This is a genomic window from Pseudooceanicola endophyticus, from assembly GCF_018760365.1.
Lineage (GTDB): Bacteria > Pseudomonadota > Alphaproteobacteria > Rhodobacterales > Rhodobacteraceae > Pseudooceanicola > Pseudooceanicola endophyticus.
In genome coordinates this window covers 272,943-290,248 of record NZ_JAHIAB010000002.1, presented here as the reverse complement: position 1 = coordinate 290,248, position 17,306 = coordinate 272,943, and the positions used below count along the sequence as shown (strand labels likewise).

Annotated in this window: 16 protein-coding genes; 4 read left to right on the top strand and 12 right to left on the bottom strand. The window is 68.1% G+C overall.

Annotated elements, in window-relative coordinates; translation table 11 throughout:
- The first annotated feature begins 71 nt into the window (after positions 1–71).
- Positions 72–1,217 (top strand): tRNA 2-thiouridine(34) synthase MnmA, encoded by a 1,146-nt coding sequence (gene mnmA, locus KM176_RS04890; protein WP_160891027.1) that lies wholly within the window; start codon positions 72–74, stop codon positions 1,215–1,217.
- A gap of 180 nt (positions 1,218–1,397) precedes the next feature.
- Here the strand turns inward: mnmA and lpxB are convergent, their stop codons facing one another.
- The 12 genes from lpxB to pyrH form a co-directional block, all read right to left on the bottom strand.
- Positions 1,398–2,549, bottom strand: a complete 1,152-nt coding sequence (lpxB, locus tag KM176_RS04885) for a lipid-A-disaccharide synthase (RefSeq protein WP_160891028.1) — start codon at positions 2,547–2,549, stop codon at positions 1,398–1,400.
- Positions 2,546–3,367, bottom strand: a complete 822-nt coding sequence (locus KM176_RS04880) for an LpxI family protein (RefSeq protein WP_160891029.1) — start codon at positions 3,365–3,367, stop codon at positions 2,546–2,548. Before KM176_RS04880 ends, lpxB begins: the two co-directional genes overlap by 4 nt.
- 9 nt (positions 3,368–3,376) lie before the next feature.
- Entirely contained in the window at positions 3,377–4,180 is an 804-nt protein-coding gene (gene lpxA, locus KM176_RS04875) for an acyl-ACP--UDP-N-acetylglucosamine O-acyltransferase (protein ID WP_160891030.1), read from the bottom strand.
- A 4-nt stretch (positions 4,181–4,184) separates the two neighbouring features.
- Positions 4,185–4,652 (bottom strand): 3-hydroxyacyl-ACP dehydratase FabZ, encoded by a 468-nt coding sequence (gene fabZ, locus KM176_RS04870; protein WP_160891031.1) that lies wholly within the window; start codon positions 4,650–4,652, stop codon positions 4,185–4,187.
- Positions 4,653–4,799: 147 nt separating this feature from the next.
- The gene (locus tag KM176_RS04865; RefSeq protein ID WP_160891032.1) at positions 4,800–5,540 is read right to left on the bottom strand and encodes an OmpH family outer membrane protein; all 741 of its coding nucleotides are present in this window, start codon (positions 5,538–5,540) and stop codon (positions 4,800–4,802) included.
- A 13-nt stretch (positions 5,541–5,553) separates the two neighbouring features.
- Positions 5,554–7,905, bottom strand: coding sequence for an outer membrane protein assembly factor BamA (bamA, locus tag KM176_RS04860; RefSeq protein ID WP_160891033.1), 2,352 nt, complete (start codon positions 7,903–7,905; stop codon positions 5,554–5,556).
- 117 nt (positions 7,906–8,022) lie between these two features.
- The gene (gene rseP / locus KM176_RS04855; RefSeq protein ID WP_160891034.1) at positions 8,023–9,378 is read right to left on the bottom strand and encodes an RIP metalloprotease RseP; all 1,356 of its coding nucleotides are present in this window, start codon (positions 9,376–9,378) and stop codon (positions 8,023–8,025) included.
- Complete coding sequence (dxr, locus tag KM176_RS04850) at positions 9,375–10,559, bottom strand: 1-deoxy-D-xylulose-5-phosphate reductoisomerase (RefSeq protein WP_160891035.1); 1,185 nt, start codon at positions 10,557–10,559, stop codon at positions 9,375–9,377. The genes rseP and dxr overlap by 4 nt, the downstream gene beginning before the upstream one ends.
- 4 nt (positions 10,560–10,563) lie before the next feature.
- Positions 10,564–11,352, bottom strand: a complete 789-nt coding sequence (locus KM176_RS04845) for a phosphatidate cytidylyltransferase (protein WP_202397667.1) — start codon at positions 11,350–11,352, stop codon at positions 10,564–10,566.
- A 2-nt stretch (positions 11,353–11,354) separates the two neighbouring features.
- A complete protein-coding gene (uppS, locus tag KM176_RS04840; RefSeq protein WP_160891036.1) occupies positions 11,355–12,089 on the bottom strand; it encodes a polyprenyl diphosphate synthase in 735 nt (244 codons plus the stop codon).
- A 41-nt stretch (positions 12,090–12,130) separates the two neighbouring features.
- Entirely contained in the window at positions 12,131–12,694 is a 564-nt protein-coding gene (gene frr / locus KM176_RS04835; RefSeq protein WP_160891037.1) for a ribosome recycling factor, read from the bottom strand.
- A 156-nt stretch (positions 12,695–12,850) separates the two neighbouring features.
- Positions 12,851–13,582, bottom strand: coding sequence for a UMP kinase (gene pyrH / locus KM176_RS04830; protein WP_160891038.1), 732 nt, complete (start codon positions 13,580–13,582; stop codon positions 12,851–12,853).
- Between the two features lie 111 nt (positions 13,583–13,693).
- Here pyrH and miaA point away from each other — a divergent pair, with 111 nt between their 5' ends.
- From miaA to KM176_RS04815, 3 genes are all read left to right on the top strand, one after another.
- Entirely contained in the window at positions 13,694–14,593 is a 900-nt protein-coding gene (gene miaA / locus KM176_RS04825; RefSeq protein WP_160891039.1) for a tRNA (adenosine(37)-N6)-dimethylallyltransferase MiaA, read from the top strand.
- Positions 14,594–14,720: 127 nt separating this feature from the next.
- Positions 14,721–15,515 (top strand): AraC family transcriptional regulator, encoded by a 795-nt coding sequence (locus KM176_RS04820; protein WP_160891040.1) that lies wholly within the window; start codon positions 14,721–14,723, stop codon positions 15,513–15,515.
- Between the two features lie 137 nt (positions 15,516–15,652).
- Positions 15,653–17,281 carry an ABC transporter substrate-binding protein gene (locus KM176_RS04815; protein WP_236045171.1) on the top strand — a complete coding sequence of 543 codons (1,629 nt, stop codon included), beginning with the start codon at positions 15,653–15,655 and terminating at the stop codon, positions 17,279–17,281.
- Positions 17,282–17,306 lie beyond the last annotated feature (25 nt).

Below are 17,306 nucleotides of genomic sequence, written 5' to 3'. Positions count from 1 at the left end.
TCTCGCATTTTCCTATATTCTCACCGTCTTTGCGCCCCGATCCATCCACCCCGGGGCAGTCAGGAGCCGCCATGGGACTGGACACCGCCACCGGACTGAATTCTCTGGGCTTCCCGAAGCCCCCTCAGGAGACGCGCGTCGTCGTCGCCATGTCGGGCGGCGTGGACAGCTCAGTCGTGGCCGCCAAGCTGAAGTCCGAGGGCTACGACGTCATCGGCGTGACGCTGCAGCTCTATGATCACGGCGCCGCGCTGGCCAAGAAGGGCGCCTGCTGCGCGGGGATCGACATCCACGATGCGCGCCGTGTCGCGGAAGAGATGGGTTTCCCCCACTATGTCCTTGATTACGAGAACATCTTCCAGGATGCCGTGATCGACGAATTCGCCGACAGCTACCTTGCGGGCGCGACCCCCGTGCCCTGCATCCGCTGCAACGAGCGGGTGAAGTTCAAGGACCTGCTGGAGACCGCCAAGGACCTCGACGCGGACTGCATGGCGACCGGCCACTACATCCAGCGCAAGATGGGCGAAAACGGCCCCGAGCTGCACTGCGCCGCCGATGCCAACCGCGACCAGAGCTATTTCCTGTTCTCGACCACGCCCGAGCAGCTCGCGTTCCTGCGCTTCCCGCTGGGCCACCTGGCCTCCAAGGCCGAGACCCGGGCGCTGGCGGCGGAATACGGGCTCGCCGTTGCCGACAAGCCCGACAGTCAGGACATCTGCTTCGTGCCGAACGGCGATTACGCCTCGGTGATCGAAAAGCTGCGCCCCGGCGCTGCCGAACCCGGAGAGATCGTCCATGCCGATGGTCGGATCCTCGGCACCCATACCGGCGTGATCCACTACACGATCGGCCAGCGGCGCGGCCTCGGCATCGGCGGGCTTTCCGAGCCTCTCTACGTGGTGAAGCTCGACGTCGATGCCAAGCAGGTGATCGTCGGCCCGAAGCAGATGCTCTCCACCCGCCGCGTCCCGATTCGCGAGATCAACTGGCTGGGCGAAGGCAATTTCACCGACCGGGAAAGCTACGAGATCTCGGTCAAGGTCCGCTCCACCCGTCCGCCGCGCGAGGCGATCCTGCGCCCGATCTCGGAAACCGAAGCCGAGGTGGAGCTGCTGACCCCGGAAGAGGGCATTTCCCCCGGCCAGGCCTGCGTCTTCTACGAGACAGGCGACAGCCGCATCCTGGGCGGCGGCTGGATCTGGCGCGGCCACTGATCGGGTAACCTTACCTACGCCCCCCAGATCTTACCAATACATGACCAACGCAGGGGCGGACCCGGCATCGAGCCGGGTCCACCCCTGCTGTCTCCTGCGGAGCCGGCCCGGCTCCCCTGTCATCTGGCCCGAAATATCCCGGGGGAGTCGCCGCAGGCGACGGGGGCAGCGCCCCCTCCCTCACAGCCGCGCCAGGATTGCCCGCGCCGCCCGCATCCCCGGCGGCTCTCCGCCGCGTCCCAGCCGCTCCATCGTCAGACGCATCGCCTCTTCCTGGGCGCCCGGCGCGTCCAGCACGTCCCGCAGCGCGGGAGCGATCAGCTCGGACCGGCATCGATCAGCGATGAACTCGGGAATGGTCCGGCTCTCCGCCACCAGGTTCACCAGCGTCACCGTATCCACCAGCAGCTTGCGACGGATGATCTCCTGGGTCAGCCAGTGCATCCTGTAGGCGATGACCATCGGCGTGTCCGAGGCCGCGAGCTCCAGCGAGACCGTCCCCGAGGCTGCCAGCGCCAGGTCCGAGGCCGCGAAGGCCGCCCGTTTCGAGGCGGCGAAGACCTCCGCATCCTGACCGCGCGGATCCAGCACCAGCGGCCTGACCGGCCAGCCCGCCACCTGCTCCTCGACCTGGGCCGCGACATTGCCGGCCGCCGGCAGCACCGCACGCAGGCCGGGCACCTCCTGAGACAGCCGCCCCAGAACATCGCCGAAGACCGGCGCCAGGCGCGCAACCTCGCCCCGGCGCGAACCGGGCAGCACCAGCAACAGCGGCGCCCCCCCGATCCCGTGTTTCGCCCGGAAGGCCGCGACCTCGGCCGCATCCGCGACGGGCTGCGTCACCACCGGGTGGCCGACGAAATCGCAGTCCATCCCGGCAGCCTGCATCAGCGGCGGCTCGAACGGGAAAAGCGCCAGAACATGGTCGATCACCTCGGCCATCTTCGCGGCACGACCCGGGCGCCAGGCCCAGACCGTCGGCGCCACGTAATGCACTGTCCGCACGTTGGATTTCGCCTTCACCAGCCGCGCCACGCGCAGGCTGAAATCGGGCGCATCGATGGTCAGCAGCAGGTCCGGAGGGTTCGCCACCACCGCCTCGGCGCATTCCGCGATCCGCCGCTTCAGGTGGAAGTACTTCGGCAGGATCTCGGCCAGCCCCATGAGCGACAGTTCGTCCATCGGGAAGCGGCTGGAAAGGCCCTGGGCCTCCATCAGCGGGCCGCCGACGCCCTCGAACGTCACGTCCGGGACCAGCGCCTTCAGCCCCGCCATGACCGCCCCGCCGAGCGCATCGCCCGAGGGTTCTCCGGCGATGACGAAGACTCTCATCCGGCGTCCTGCGCGATCAGCGACAGGCCCAGCTCCTGCGCGAGGGCCGGCAGGGTGTCGGCCTCCAGCAGCAGCACCTTGCGGGCAGCGATGGCGACGCAGGACAGCCCCGCATCGGCAGCCGCCCTGAGCGTGCCCGGACCGATCGCCGGCATGTCGACGCGCAGGTCCTGCCCCACCTTCGGGAACTTGCAGAAGACGCCCTCGCCCCGGCGCAGGCCCGCAGGCGTCGCCTTGACGTAGCCCAGCAGCGCATCGGTGCCCTGGGCTGTCTCGATCCCAAGGCAGCTGCCCTGTTCGACCACGCAGCCCTGCCCGACATCAAGCGCGGAAAGCGCCGACAGGATCGCCCGGCCCCGCTCCGCATCGCGCAGCATCGCCATCGAGGGTTCGGGCCCGCCGACCAGCCCCACCGGGGCGGTCAGCTGCGGCAGCAGGTCATGGGCGCCGACGACGGCAAAGCCCTGCTCCTCGAAGACCGTGATCACGAAGCGCAGCAACGCATCGTCGCCCCCCGCCTGCATCACCGCCATCAGCTGCGGCGCAAGCTCCATGAAGACCGGATCGGCCTGCGAAATGTCGAACTTCGGCCTGTCGATGGCACCGGCCATGACCACGCGGGTCACGCCACCGGCGCGCAGCGTCTCGAAGAGGCCGCCCATCTTCTCGAAGCGGAAGCGGGTCAGCGCCGCTTCGGGCAGCCCGCAAGCAGTGCCCTCGGCGGCCAGCATCAGCGCGTCGGGCGCAACCTGCGCCAGCAGCAGCGGCAGGGCGCCGCCTCCGGCAATGATGCCCAGGCGTCCTTCAGTCGTGCTCATGTCGTCCCCTCAGGCCTTGCCGGGTGTCAGGAAGGAGCGGTCGCTCTCACCGGTGATGAAACCGACGATCTCGCGCACGTAGTCGCTTTCGGTCTCGTCTCCAAGGCGCCGGGCGCGGTCCTGGAACGGGCCTTCGCCCTGCGCCAGCATCTGGAAGGCGGCGCGCAGCGCGGTGATGTCCGAACGCGCCACGCCGCGGCGCTTCAGCCCCACCAGGTTCAGCCCGTCCAGCTTGCCGCGCGGCGCCTGCACAAGGCCATGCGGGATCACGTCGGCGGTGACCATGGTCACGGCACCGATGATCGCGCCACGCCCGATGCGCACCCACTGGTGCACGCCCGAAAGGCCGCCGATGATCACCTCGTCCTCGATGACGCAATGGCCCGCGAGGGCCGAGTTGTTCACCAGGATGACGTTGTTGCCGACACGGCAGTCGTGTGCCACGTGGCAGCCCGCCATGAACAGCCCGTCATCCCCGACCGAGGTCAGCCCGCCGCCACCGGCGGTGCCGGTGCTCATGGTGACATGCTCGCGGATGCGGTTGCGCTTGCCGATGGTCAGGCGGGTCTTCTCGCCCTTGAACTTCAGGTCCTGCGGGATGCCGCCCAGCACCGCGAAGGGATGCACCAGCGTGTCCTCGCCGACCGAGGTCACGCCCTGCACCACCACGTGGCTCATCAGCTCGACCCGCGCGCCGATGACCGCCTCGGGGCCGACGTGGCAGAACGGGCCGATCTTGGCGCCGGGGCCGATCTCGGCGCCGTCCTCGACCAGCGCCTGCGGATGGATGAAGGCTTCGTGGCTGATGGCCATGGGCTCAGGCCTCCGCCGGCATTTCGAGCATCGCCATGAACTCGGCCTCGCAGGCCAGCTCACCGTCGACGGTCGCGGTGCCCTCGAATTTCCAGACCTTGCCGCCCGGCTTGCCGCGCACGGTCTTCAGATCCATCTTCAGCACGTCGCCCGGCACCACCATGCGGCGGAACTTGCACTTGTCGATGCCCATGAAATAGACCAGCACGTTCTTGTCTTCAAAGCCAAGCGCCGCGCCCACCATCACCGCCGAGGTCTGCGCCATCGCCTCGACGATGGTGACACCGGGCATGATCGGCTTGGAGGGGAAGTGGCCGGTGAAATGCGGCTCGTTCATGGTGACGTTCTTGATACCGGTCGCCGAGGCGTAGCCGTCGATATCGATCACCTTGTCCACCAGCAGGAACGGGTAGCGGTGCGGGATGAGGCGCTGGATGCGCGCGATATCGGCGGTCTGAAGCTCTTGGCTCATCGGGGGTCTGTCCTCGTTACTGCGCGCGGGCGGCCCGCGCCTGTTCTTTGACAAACCCCTAGCAAGACCGCCGCGTTGCGGCAAGCGCGGGGGTGGCCGGAGGGGCGCGGCGTCAGGCCCCGCCCCGGCACCGGGGCGCCTGCCGCCTCAGGGGGATGCGGCCTTGCCCTGCCCCGGCAGCAGCGGGCCATCGCCGGGATCGGCCGCCGGCGCCGCGGGTGCGGCATCGGGATTGACCTTGCCGAACTGCTCGGCGCTGCCGGCCTCGGGCGCCGCCGGCGCGGCCGAGGCATCGGGTGCGGCATTGTCGACGGGCGCCAGGCTCGCGTCGATCATGGCAACGGCGGCGTCGGTCACGTCAACGGACTCCCGCCCCAGGAAGACACTGCGCCGGTCCAGCATGATCGCGGCCCCGGCCCGGCGCATGATCTCGTTCAGCACCGGCTGGGCGGCGGACAGGAACTTCTTGCGCGCGGCATCGGAATCCTGGCCCAGGTCCTTGGCCTTCTCCTCGCGCTCGCGGCGGATGCGGGTGACCTTCTTGTCGAAGGCATCGGCCAGGGTGCGGAACTTGGCCGGATCCATGGTGGAACGTTCGTCGGTCAGCTTCTGCTCTTCATCGGCCAGTTCGGCCTCGAGCTTCCGGTTCTCGGCGGCCAGCGCATTGGCCTGCGCCTCGACCTTCTGGGCCAGCTCCTGACCGAAACGGCTTTGCGAGAACATCCGTTCGGTGTCGATCATCAGCACCGGAGAGCGCGGCAGATGGATCCCGCCGGTACCGTCGTCGGAGGCGCTCTCGGGCGGAGAGAGGCCATCCTGGGCCTGCAGCGCCGGAGCGCCGCAAACCAGCAGCGCGGCGGAAAGCACCGCCGCGCTGCCGAGGATCACCCGACGCGGGGCCTCAGAAATCCGTCCGGATGGACAGATCGAAGGTTTGCGTCTGGTCATATTTCTCTTTCTTGAGCGCCTTGGAGAAGTTGAAGCGCAGCGGACCGATCGGCGTGTTCCAGAAGATCGAGACACCGGCGGCAACCCGGATCGGGCCATCCTCGTACAGCACATCCGAGGCCGACTGATCGAGCCCCCAGGCCGAACCGATGTCCAGGAAGGTGCCCCCGGTGATGCCCAGTTCCTCGGGCAGGCCCAGCGGGAATTCGGCGTCGAAGCTGGCAACCGCGTAGGTGGTGCCACCCAGCATGTCGTCGTAGGTGCCGTCGCTGTCGCGCTGGCGCGGACCGATGCCGTCGGGCTGGAAGCCGCGCATGATCGAGTTGCCGATCCGATAGCGGTCGGTGACCAGCGTGTGGCTGTCGCCGAGCGAGTTAATCATGCCGGCGCGGAAGGTGGCGCGCAGCGTCAGCTCCTCGTTCATCAGCTTGGTCTGGGCGATCGCCTTGGCCGTGGTCTTGATGTACTGCTCATCGCCACCCAGGCCCGCGAAGTCCTGGTTGAACTCGAACAGCATACCGGCGTTCGGGTTCAGGCCGTTGGTGCGGGTGTCGTAGCTGTAGCCGTAGCCGATGGCCGAGGCCAGCTGCGGGTCCTTCGCCGCTTCCGCGGTGATCAGCGAACCCACGGTGGTATCGTTCAGCGTCACGTCGGAAAGCTGGGCCGAGTAGCGCAGCGTATAGGTCGACAGCTCGCCCGCCGGGAAGGTCAGGCCGGCGGTGAAGCTGGTGACCTCGGTGTCGTAATCGGCATAGTCGCTGTCGGTCGCCTCGTAATTGGCGCCCAGCGACAGTTTCACGTCACGCCCCAGCAGGTTCGGCTCCACGAAGCGGGCGCCGTAGACCTGGTCCGAGGAGGCCCCCGAGAGCGTCAGGCCGACGGTCTGGCCACGGCCCATGAAGTTGTTTTCCGACAGCGAGACCGCCAGGCCGAAGCCGTCGGTCGTCGAATAGGTGCCCCCGAAGGAAAGCGAGCCGGTCGGCTGTTCCTCGACCTTGACGTCGACGATCACCTGGTCGTCGGCGGTGCCCTTGCGGGCGTTCACGTCGGCGGTCTTGAAGAAGCCCAGGGCGCGGATGCGCTCGGCTGCCTCGCGGATGGCGCGCGGGTTGAACGGGTCGCCTTCGACGGTGTGGAACTGGTTGCGGATCACCCGGTCCAGCGTCGTGGTGTTGCCCTGGATGTCGATCCGCTCGACGAACATGGGCTTGCCCTTGTTCAGCTCGAAGGTGACGTCCAGCGTCTGGTCGCGGTCATTGCGGGTGATCTTGGGATCGACGCGCAGGAAATCGCGGCCCTGGCGCACGGCCAGGCGTTCCAGACGGGTGACGGAGTTGTCGATGATCGAGGGCGAGTAGACCATGCCCGGCTTGACCTTCAGCGCATCCTGGTAGTCCTTGGCATCGACGCCCGGGTAGTTGCTGACGGTCGAGACCTTGCCCAGCTTGAACTGCTGTCCTTCCTGGATGTTGTAGGTCACCACGTAGCCGTCGCGCTCGGGCGAGAGCTCGGCGTTGACGCCGGTGATGCGGAAATCGACATAGCCGCGCGAATGGTAGAAATCGGTCAGCGCCTGCTTGTCGAATTCCACCCGGTCGGTGACGAAGGTGTCGTTCTTGAACAGCGCGTGCAGGATGTTGACCTGCTTGGTCTGCAGCACCTGGCGCAGGCGGCGGTCCGAGTAGTCGCGGTTGCCGACGAAGGAGATGCGCTGCACCTCGGTCACGCCGCCCTCGAAGATCTCGAAGACCAGGTCGACGCGGTTGTCGGAGCGGCGGATGATGCGCGGCGTCACCTTGGCCGCCAGGCGCCCCTGGGCAGCATAGGACTGCGAGATCAGCGCGGCATCGGCCTCCGCCTGGGAGGGAGAGTAGACCTGACGGACCTTCGACTTGACCAGCTGGGCCAGATCATCGTCCTTCAGGCGGGCATTGCCCTCGAAGTCGATCTTGTTGATCGTCGGGTATTCCGCGACCTGGATCTTCAGCGTGCCGCCCTGGGGCGTCAGCTGCACCGTTTCGAACAGGCCCGAGGCAACGATGCGCTGGTAGGCGTCGTTCAGCTCTGCGGCGCTGACATTCGCGCCCTTGGCGATTCCCGCGTAGGACAGGATCGTGCCGGTGGGGATGCGGGTATTGCCCTCCACCGAGACGGCGTTGAAGCTGTAGCTTTGCGCCGCCGCCATCTGCGGCACCGACAGCGACACACCCGACACCATCATGAAAAGCGCCGCGGCAAGCGGAGCGGAATACAGGCGGCGGCGGACCGGGGCGCTGGCGGTTCCCGCTGCGTGGTTCTTCGGCATGTGGACTGTCCCGTCTAGACTGCTCTTTGTTTGCAATCTGAGTACCGGGTCAGCCCCCCATTGTCAAAACACGTCACGACCCGTCGGCAGCTTCCCGGCAGTCACGACGGACCTGCCTCAGGGGCAGGTCACATCATTGGTCAGCGCAAACAGCATCACGGCCAGAACAAGGGTCATCCCGGCGATCATCAGCACCCGCAGCGCGCGGTCCGAAGGCGGACGCCCGGTGACCGCTTCCCAGGCGTGGAAGACCAGATGGCCGCCATCCAGCACCGGCACCGGGAAGAGGTTCAGCAGCCCCACCCCGGTCGAGAGCGCGGCAACGAACCAGACGAAGCTGACAAGCCCCTGGCTGGCCATCGCCCCCGAGGTCTTGGCGATGCCGATCGGCCCGGTCATGTTGCACGACGAAATCGCGCCGGTGGCGATGTTCCACAGCCCGTCGAGCGAGGTCACGATGACCGACCAGGTCTGCGTCACGCCGCCGGTGATCGACTGCCACAGCCCGGCGCGCTCCGTCGCGAGTTCGAAGGCCATGCCCCCGGCGATGCCGATGCGCCACTGGGTGGTGAAGCCGCCGTCGGCGGCCGGTTCATCGACCCGTCGCGGCACCAGGGTGAAATGCAGGTCGCTGCCGGTGCCCGGGCGCCAGACCGTCAGGGCCTGGGGCGCGCCGTTCGATCCCTCGACCGCCTCGCGCAGCTGGTCGAAGGCCACCACGGGGGTATCCCCGATGGCGGTGATCACGTCGCCCTGCTTGAGCCCCGCATCATAGGCCGCCGAATTGGGCGAGAGCTGCGCCACCAGCGGCGGATAGGGATAGGGGCCTGGCACGGTGATCTGCTGGCCGTCGCGGCGCACCACGTAATCCACCAGCGCGCTGCGCGGCAGGCTGGTTGCGGGCATGGAGGCCGTGCTCTGGTCGTCCTGAAGGCTGACCCCGCCGATCGACAGGATCTGGTCGCCGGGCTCAAGCCCCGACTGGGTGCTGCCCTGAACGGGCGGCAGCGCGCGCAGGCTGCCCACCGCGATGGGTTCGGCCACGTCGCCGCGGGCAAACAGCAGCGCCGCGAACAGCACCGTCGAGAGGATGAAGTTGAAGACCGGACCGGCGGCCACGGTCGCCGCCCGGGCCCAGAGCGGGGCGCCCTGCATGGTCTGGCGCCGCTCTGCCGCGCTCATGTTGCGGATCGCCGCACTGTCCTGGGTGGCCGAGGCCGCGTCCTCGTCGCCCTTGAAGCGGACATAGCCGCCGAAGGGCAGCGCCGCGATCTGCCAGCGCGTGCCATGGCGGTCGACGCGCGACACCAGCACCGGCCCGAAGCCGAGCGAGAAGACCTCGGCCTTGATGCCGGACCAGCGCCCGACGATGTAATGCCCGTATTCGTGAATGGCGACGATGATCGACAGCGAGATCACGAAGGCCACGACCACGTAGAGCGTGCTCCCGAAGACGGGCAGAAGAGAAGTCATGCGGTCCCAGTTCCTGTAACGGCGGGCAGGTCATCGCGTGCCCATGACCTACCCATCTGGTCGGCGCCGAGCACGTTATCAAGGGTGAAATCCGCATCCAGCAGCGACGGATCGCCCTCGGCACGGTCAAGAACCCGCGAGACGGTGCGCGCCATGTCGTTGAAACCGATGCGGCGGTCGATGAAGGCGTCCATCGCCTCTTCCTTGGCGGCGTTCATCACCGCGCCCGACAGGCCGCCGCGCCGCATCACCCGCTGGGCGATTTCCAGCGCGGGGTAGCGCACCGGATCGGGGGCGCGGAAGGTCAGCTGGGCGATCTTCGCGAAGTCCAGACGTTCCACCGGCAGGGGCGCGCGTTCCGGCCAGTTCAGCGCATAGCCGATGGCATGGCGCATGTCCGCCGGGCCGACATGGGCCAGCAGCCCGCCATCGACATGGCCGACCATGGCGTGGATCAGGCTTTCGGGGTGGACCAGCACCTCGATCTGATCGGGATCGAGGTGGAAGAACTCGCGCGCCTCGATCAGCTCCAGCGCCTTGTTGAACATCGAGGCGCTGTCGATGGTGATCCTCTGCCCCATCGCCCAGTTCGGATGGGTCGAAGCCTGCTCGGGCGTGGCCTGCGACAGGGCCTCGATCGGCCAGTCGCGGAAGGCCCCGCCCGAGGCGGTGATGATGACCCGCTCGACGCTGGCCATATCCTCGCCCGCCAGCGCCTGGAACAGGGCCGAATGCTCGCTGTCCACGGGCAGCATCCGGGCGTTGTGGGCCTCGGCCTCCGACAGCATCAGCCGACCGGCACAGACCAGGCTTTCCTTGTTCGCCAGCGCCAGCGTCGCGCCCTTGCGCAGCGCGGCCAGCCCCGGGGCCAGGCCCGCGGCGCCGATGATCGCCGACATCACCCAGTCCGCGGGACGTTCGGCGGCCTCGATCAGGGCCTGCGGCCCGGCGGCGGCCTCGATCCCGGTGCCCGACAGCGCCTCGCGCAGGTCCTCCAGCCGCCCGGGATGGGCGGTGACGGCCAGTTTCGCGTTCAGCCGGATGGCGTCCTGCGCCAGCTGCGTGATGTTGTGCCCGCCGGTCAGCGCCTCGACGGCATAGGCGTCCGGATCCCGGGCAATGAGGTCGATGGTGCTCTGACCGATGGAGCCGGTCGCACCGAGGATCGTGATCCTGCGCATGGGTTTACCCCGCGATGAAGAAGAGCCCGGTCCAGGGCCCGGTGATCAGCAGCATGAGCGACGCGCCCAGCATGCCGTCGAACCGGTCCAGCAACCCGCCGTGGCCGGGAATGAGATTGGAGCTGTCCTTGACGCCGACCCGCCGCTTGGCAGCGCTTTCGGCGATATCGCCCATCTGCGACGCCATCGACAGCGCGACGGAGACGGCGGCGATCTGAAGGCCCATGCCCGAGTAATGGCCGACCCAGACCCCGACCAGTGCGGCTGCAACCCAGCCCGCCGTGGTGCCCGCCCAGGTCTTCTTGGGGCTGACGCGGGGCCAGAATTTCGGTCCGCCGATCAGCCGCCCGGCAAAGTAGCCCGCCACATCGGTGACGACGACGACGGCCACGACCCAGGCCAGCCAGCCCAGCCCCTGATCATCGCGCAGCCGCACCATGCCGTAACCGGCCAGCAGGATCATTGCGCAGAAGGTCAGGAACATCGAACGGCGCTGCGGCATCAGCGCGATGCCCGCCATCGAGGGGATCAGCAGGAAGGGCAGCGCCATGCCGCCCGGCAGGTAGATCGCCAGCGCGACGCAGACCGCCGCGATGCCCCCCATCTGCAGGGCGCGGGTCTTCGCATAGGGCGCGATCATCCGCGCCAGTTCCCATGCCATGCCCCCGCAGAGCAGCGCGATGAAGATGCGGAACCAGTTGCCGCCCGCCCAGATCAGCGCGCCGCCTCCCAGGACCATCGCCACCCCCGACAGCACCCGGGGCATCAGGTCGGACCAGTTTCGCGCGGCCATCGTCAGCCCTTGACGCCGCCGAAGCGGCGATCCCGGCAGCTGTAGCTCTCGATTGCGCGCCCGAAGACCTCTCGGCTGAAATCCGGCCAGAGCGTGTCGACGAAATCGTATTCGGCATAGGCGGACTGCCACAGCAGGAAGTTGGAAATCCGCGCCTCGCCGCTGGTGCGGATCACCAGGTCGGGATCGGGCAGCACGCAGGTATCAAGGTATTTCGGCAGCGTTTCCACGTCGATGTCGGCAGGGTTCAGACGGCCCGCGGCAACATCCTCGGCCAGGCGCTTGGTGGCGCGGGCCACCTCGTCGCGGCCACCGTAATTCAGCGCGATGGTCAGGTTGGTGCCGGTGCAATGCGCCGTCATCTCTTCCAGCTCGTCCATCAGCGCCTGAAGCTTGTGGTCCAGCCCCGGACGGTCGCCGATGAAGCGCACGCGCACGTTCTGGTCCCGCAGCGCGCGGGCCTCCTTGCGGATATAGGAGCGGAACAGGCTCATCAGCCCCGCGACCTCGATCTGGGTGCGTTTCCAGTTCTCGGTCGAGAAGCCGAAAATCGTCAGGTACTTGACCCCAAGGTCGGGGCAGGCCTCGACGATCTCGCGGACCCGGCGGGCGCCGGCATGGTGGCCGAACAGCCGCGGGCGCCCACGCATGGTCGCCCAACGGCCGTTGCCATCCATGATGATCGCCACATGACGTGGTCCGGGCCTGACCGAAACGGATGCCTCGTCCTGCGCCATGGGATCTCCTTCTGTCTTCTGTCGATGCGCGCGGACGCGCATCAGACCTGCATGATTTCGGCTTGCTTGGTTTCCAGGGCCTTGTCGACCTTGGCGATGAAGCTGTTGGTCAGGTCCTGGACCTCGGTTTCCCAGAACTTCTGGTCATCCTCGGACATGCCGTCGGCCTTGGCCTTCTTGATCTGGTCCATGCCGTCGCGGCGCACGTTGCGCACGGCCACGCGGGCGTGCTCGGCATACTGGGCGGCGACCTTGGTCAGCTCCTTGCGGCGTTCCTCGTTCAGCTCGGGGATCGGCAGCATGATGATGGTGCCGTTGAGCTGCGGGTTGATGCCGAGGCCGCTTTCGCGGATCGCCTTCTCGACCTTGCCGACCATGCCCTTGTCCCAGACGTTGATCGTGACCATGCGCGGCTCGGGCACGTTGACGGTACCGACCTGGTTGATCGGGGTGGGCGTGCCATAGGCCTCCACCATCACCGGCTCCAGCATCGAGGCCGAGGCACGGCCGGTGCGGAGCGAGGCGAATTCCGTCTTCAGGTTGCTCATGGCGCCTTCCATGCGGCGCGAGAGAGCGTCGGTATCGAGCTCGAATTCGTCGGACATCTGCTCAGTCCCCCTCAGGTATGCTTAGTTGCCGTTCCTATAGCGCCAGTCACGGCATGTTGTATAGAGCGGCACCGAATTTCGGTGCCCGGGCGACGCGGGGTCCGACCCCGTCCGGAGACCCGGACGGGATCGCGCCGCCGCGCACCGGCCAGCTCAGTCGTGAACGGTGGTGTAGGTGCCCTGCCCGGCCAGGATGCCCTTGAAGCCGCCGGGCTCGTCCAGCGGGAAGACGATGATCGGCTTGTGGTTGTCGCGCGCCAGCGCGATCGCCGAGGCATCCATGACCTTGAGGTTCTTCATCAGCGCCTCGTCGTAGGTCACGTAGTCGTATCGCTTGGCGTCGGCGTGCTTCTTCGGATCCTTGTCGTAGACCCCGTCGACACCGTTCTTGCCCATGAAGATCGCCTCGCAGGCCATCTCGTTGGCGCGCAGGGTCGCGGCGGTGTCGGTGGTGAAATAGGGGTTGCCGGTGCCGGCGGCGAAGATGCAGACGCGCTTCTTCTCCAGGTGGCGCACGGCGCGGCGGCGGATGTAGGGCTCGGCCACCTCGTTCATGGTGATGGCACTGATCACCCGGGTGAAGACGCCGATGCCTTCCAGCGCCGACTGCATCGCCAGCGCGTTCATCACGGTCGCCAGCATGCCCATGTAATCGGCGGTGGTGCGCTCCATGCCCTGGGCAGAGCCGGCCAGGCCGCGGAAGATGTTGCCGCCGCCGATGACCATGCAGATCTCGACACCGAGGTCATGCACCGATTTCACTTCCTGCGCGATCCGCTCGACGGTCGGCGGGTGCAGGCCGAATCCTTGCGGCCCCATCAGAGCTTCGCCCGAAATCTTCAGAAGAACCCGTTTGTACTTGGGGTCCTGGTCGCTTTCTGACATGGTGCACTCCTCTGCGGCGCGGGGTCTGGGATCCGGCGCAAAATGTCCGAAATGCACCGGGGGTTCAATGCGGGAAAACATGAAGTTCTGCCGAATGGAAGAGGTTTGCCCATGACCGGGACAAAGCGCCTCGCCGCCGGGCAGCATGTTCTGATCGCCGGACCAACAGCCTCCGGGAAAACCGCCCTCGCGCTGGAAATCGCGGCGCGTCAAGGCGGCACTGTCGTCAATGCCGATGCGCTGCAGGTCTACGCCAACTGGCGGCTGCTGTCGGCCCGCCCCTCCGCCGAGGAGGAAGCCCGCGCGCCGCACCGCCTGTTCGGCCATGTGCCGCGCAATGTCGCCTACAGCGTCGGCGACTGGCTGCGCGAGGTCTCGGAGCTGCTGGACGGGCCCGAGCGGCTGATCATCATCGGCGGCACCGGCCTGTACTTCAGCGCTCTGACCGAGGGGCTGGCCGAGATCCCCCCGGTCCCCGATCCCGTGCGCGAAGAGGGCAACGCCCTGCGCGAAGCCGGGGCGCTGGCGCAGATGATCGCCGCCCTTGACCCCGAGACCGCCGGGCGCATCGACCTGGCCAATCCCGCGCGCGTGCAGCGCGCCTGGGAGGTTTTGCGGGCCACCGGGCGCGGCCTGGCCGCCTGGCAGGCCGAGACGCCGCCCCCCCGCCTGCCCCTGGCCGACACCCAGCCCCTGTTGCTGGAGGCGCCGAAGGACTGGCTGACACCCCGGATCGAGCGGCGATTCGACCAGATGCTCGCCGAGGGCGCACTGGAAGAGGCGCGGGCCAACCTGGACGGGTGGGATCCCGCCCTGCCCTCGTCCCGCGCCATCGGCGGACCCGAGCTGATCGCCCATCTGCACGGCGAAATTTCGCTGACGGAGGCGCGGGATCGTGCCGTGATCGCCACCCGGCAGTATGCCAAACGTCAACGCAGCTGGTTTCGCGCCCGGATGCAGGGCTGGAACCGCCTGACTCCCGGAGAACTTTTGCAATTTTCCTCTGGATAGGTACAATCGGGCGTCTTCGGAGGTCATTCCCGGATGTCCTCCCGATCTCCCGCGACCTGATTTCCTCCTGGCCCCCCTTTCCTTTCCTGGACCGGAGCGACCAAGCCCCAACCGGAGCCTGCGACCCGTGAACGACCAATCGCCCCCCGCTGTCACCAGCCTGACCCTGTCACGGTTCTGCGCCGGGGGCGCGTGGCGCCTGCAGCTGCCCCATGAACGCGATCACCACCTGGTGGTGTTCCTGGCGCGCGGACAGGGGCGCTGCGTCGTCAACGGGCGGCGCCGGGGTCTGTCGACCAACAGCGTGCTCTTCGTGCCGGCCCATGCGCTGATGAGCCTCGAGATCGGGCGCCAGAGCTATGGCGAGGTGGTGCAGATCCCGCCCTCCGCCCATGTGGCGGTTCCCACGGAGTCGGTGCTGATCTCGGTGCGCACGCCGCCGGCGCTGGCCGAGCTGACGCTGACCCTGGATGCGCTGCGCCGCGAACAGGCCGAGGCCCGCCCCCATGCCACCGAGGCGCTGGAGGCCCATGCCGCGCTGCTGTCGATCTGGATGCGGCGGATGCTGCGGGCCGAACGGTCGATCCCGCGGCCCCGCGATGCCCACGAGACCCTGGCGGCCGCCTATTCGGCGATGGTGTCGCGCGATTACCGCACCGCGCGCGGCGTGCCGGAACTGGCCCATGACCTGGGCGTCAGCCCGCAGGACCTCTCGGCCAGCCTGGAGCGCACCTCGGGGTTGGCCCCCGAGGAGGTGCTGGCAGGCCGCCGCCTGCACGAAGCCCGCGCCATGCTGGAAGATGGCCGCCTGCCGGTCGGGCTGATCGCCGACATGCTGGGCTTTGGCGGCGCCGCTCCCTTCTCCAGCTTCATCCAGAAGCATACCGGCGCCCTGCCGGATGCGCTGCGCGGCCCGCGCTGAACGCGCGACCGGCGCCCCGGGGCCGCGCCCCCGCACCGGTCGGTTCCCCTATCCGGAAGAAATGACCCGAAAAAGTGTCCTCCCAGGGGCAGGCCTGTGGCATTCTGGATGCCCGGAGTCCCGCCACGGAGAGGACAATGCCCCAGCACGACCCGCCCCACCCCGCCGCCCGGATGTATGCCCGCGACTTCCGCGCCGGTCGCCTGGACCGGCGGGAGTTCCTGGCACGGGCCACCGCGCTTGGGCTCACGGGCGCCGCGGCCCATGCCCTGGGCGGGCTGGCCCAGCCGGCCCGCGCCCAGGAGGCGCCCCGGGCCGGGGGCACGCTGCGGGTGCAGATGTCGTGCAAGGCGCTGAAGGACCCGCGCAGCTTCGACTGGCCCGAGATGGCCAATTTCACCCGCGGATGGCTGGAATACCTGGTCGAGTACCAGCGCGACGGCACTTTCGAGGGGCGGCTGGCCAGCCATTGGGAGGTCAACGATGATGCCACGCTCTACCGGCTGCACCTGCGCCGCGATGTGCTGTGGTCGAACGGCGATGCCTTCGGCGCCCGGGACGTGGCCTTCAACATCGCCCGCTGGTGCGACAGCGCCGCCGCCGGCAATTCCATGGCCTCGCGGCTGGGATCGCTGATCGATCCCGCCACCGGCCAGGCCCGAGACGATGCGATCCGGACCCCCGACGAACACACGGTCGAGCTGGCCTGCGCCCGCCCCGACATCACCCTGATCCCGAGCCTTGCCGATTACCCCGCCGCGCTGGTGCATCCTTCCTACGGGGGCGGCGATCCTTCGGTCGGTGCCATCGGCACCGGCCCTTACCTGCCCGAAACCAATCTGCCCGGAGAGCGCCAGGTGCTGGTGCGCGACACCGCCCGGTCCTGGTGGGGCCAGGGCGCCTGGCTCGACCGGATCGAATTCCTCGACCATGGCACCGACATGGCCTCCTGGATGGCCGCCGCCGAGGCCGACCAGATCGACATGACCTACCAGTCCACCGGAGAGTTCATCGCCCGGCTCGATGCCCTGGGCTGGAAGAAATCCGAGGCGATGACCGCCGCGACGATGACCGTGCGCTTCAACCGCGCCCATCCGCCCTACGACGATCCGCAGGTGCGCCATGCGCTGGTCAATGCGGTGGACAACCGGGTGATCCTGGAGCTGGGCTACCACAATGACGGCACGGTGGCCGAGAACCACCATGTCTGCCCGATCCACCCCGAATACGCGAAGGTGCCGGGCATCCCGACCGACCCGGCGGGATCGCTGGCGCAGATGCGCGCCCTGGGGCTGGAGGAGACCGAGTTCGAGCTGATCTCGCTCGACGACCAGTGGCAGTCGGAGACCTGCGATGCGGTGGCCGCCCAGATCAGCGACGCCGGGCTGAAGATCCGCCGCACCATCCTGCCCGGCTCGACCTTCTGGAAGGACTGGCTGAGCTACCCGTTCTCGGCCACGGAATGGAACATGCGGCCCCTCGGGGTGCAGGTGCTGGCGCTGGCCTATCGCTCGGGCGCGTCCTGGAACGAGACCGGGATGGCCAACCCGGAGTTCGACCAGCTGCTCGACCAGGCGCTGTCGCTGGCCGATGCCGAGGCCCGGCGCGCCATCATGGCCCGGCTGGAAACCATCCTGCTGGAGGAGGCGGTGATGGTGCAGCCCTACTGGCGGTCGCTGTTCCGGCACATGAAGCCCGATGTCATGGGCGCCGAGATGCACCCGGCGCTGGAGATGCATTACGACCGCTGGTGGCGGGCGGGCTGAGGAGGCGCGGGGCAGTTTGAGGCGG

Excerpts from the sequence above, each read along its gene's own strand:
- mnmA (WP_160891027.1), top strand. The coding sequence starts at position 72 with ATGGGACTGGACACCGCCACCGGACTGAATTCTCTGGGCTTCCCGAAG.
- lpxB (WP_160891028.1), bottom strand. The coding sequence starts at position 2,549 with ATGAGAGTCTTCGTCATCGCCGGAGAACCCTCGGGCGATGCGCTCGGC.
- KM176_RS04880 (WP_160891029.1), bottom strand. The coding sequence starts at position 3,367 with ATGAGCACGACTGAAGGACGCCTGGGCATCATTGCCGGAGGCGGCGCC.
- lpxA (WP_160891030.1), bottom strand. The coding sequence starts at position 4,180 with ATGGCCATCAGCCACGAAGCCTTCATCCATCCGCAGGCGCTGGTCGAG.
- fabZ (WP_160891031.1), bottom strand. The coding sequence starts at position 4,652 with ATGAGCCAAGAGCTTCAGACCGCCGATATCGCGCGCATCCAGCGCCTC.
- bamA (WP_160891033.1), bottom strand. The coding sequence starts at position 7,905 with ATGCCGAAGAACCACGCAGCGGGAACCGCCAGCGCCCCGGTCCGCCGC.
- rseP (WP_160891034.1), bottom strand. The coding sequence starts at position 9,378 with ATGACTTCTCTTCTGCCCGTCTTCGGGAGCACGCTCTACGTGGTCGTG.
- dxr (WP_160891035.1), bottom strand. The coding sequence starts at position 10,559 with ATGCGCAGGATCACGATCCTCGGTGCGACCGGCTCCATCGGTCAGAGC.
- KM176_RS04845 (WP_202397667.1), bottom strand. The coding sequence starts at position 11,352 with ATGGCCGCGCGAAACTGGTCCGACCTGATGCCCCGGGTGCTGTCGGGG.
- uppS (WP_160891036.1), bottom strand. The coding sequence starts at position 12,089 with ATGGCGCAGGACGAGGCATCCGTTTCGGTCAGGCCCGGACCACGTCAT.
- frr (WP_160891037.1), bottom strand. The coding sequence starts at position 12,694 with ATGTCCGACGAATTCGAGCTCGATACCGACGCTCTCTCGCGCCGCATG.
- pyrH (WP_160891038.1), bottom strand. The coding sequence starts at position 13,582 with ATGTCAGAAAGCGACCAGGACCCCAAGTACAAACGGGTTCTTCTGAAG.
- miaA (WP_160891039.1), top strand. The coding sequence starts at position 13,694 with ATGACCGGGACAAAGCGCCTCGCCGCCGGGCAGCATGTTCTGATCGCC.
- KM176_RS04815 (WP_236045171.1), top strand. The coding sequence starts at position 15,653 with ATGCCCCAGCACGACCCGCCCCACCCCGCCGCCCGGATGTATGCCCGC.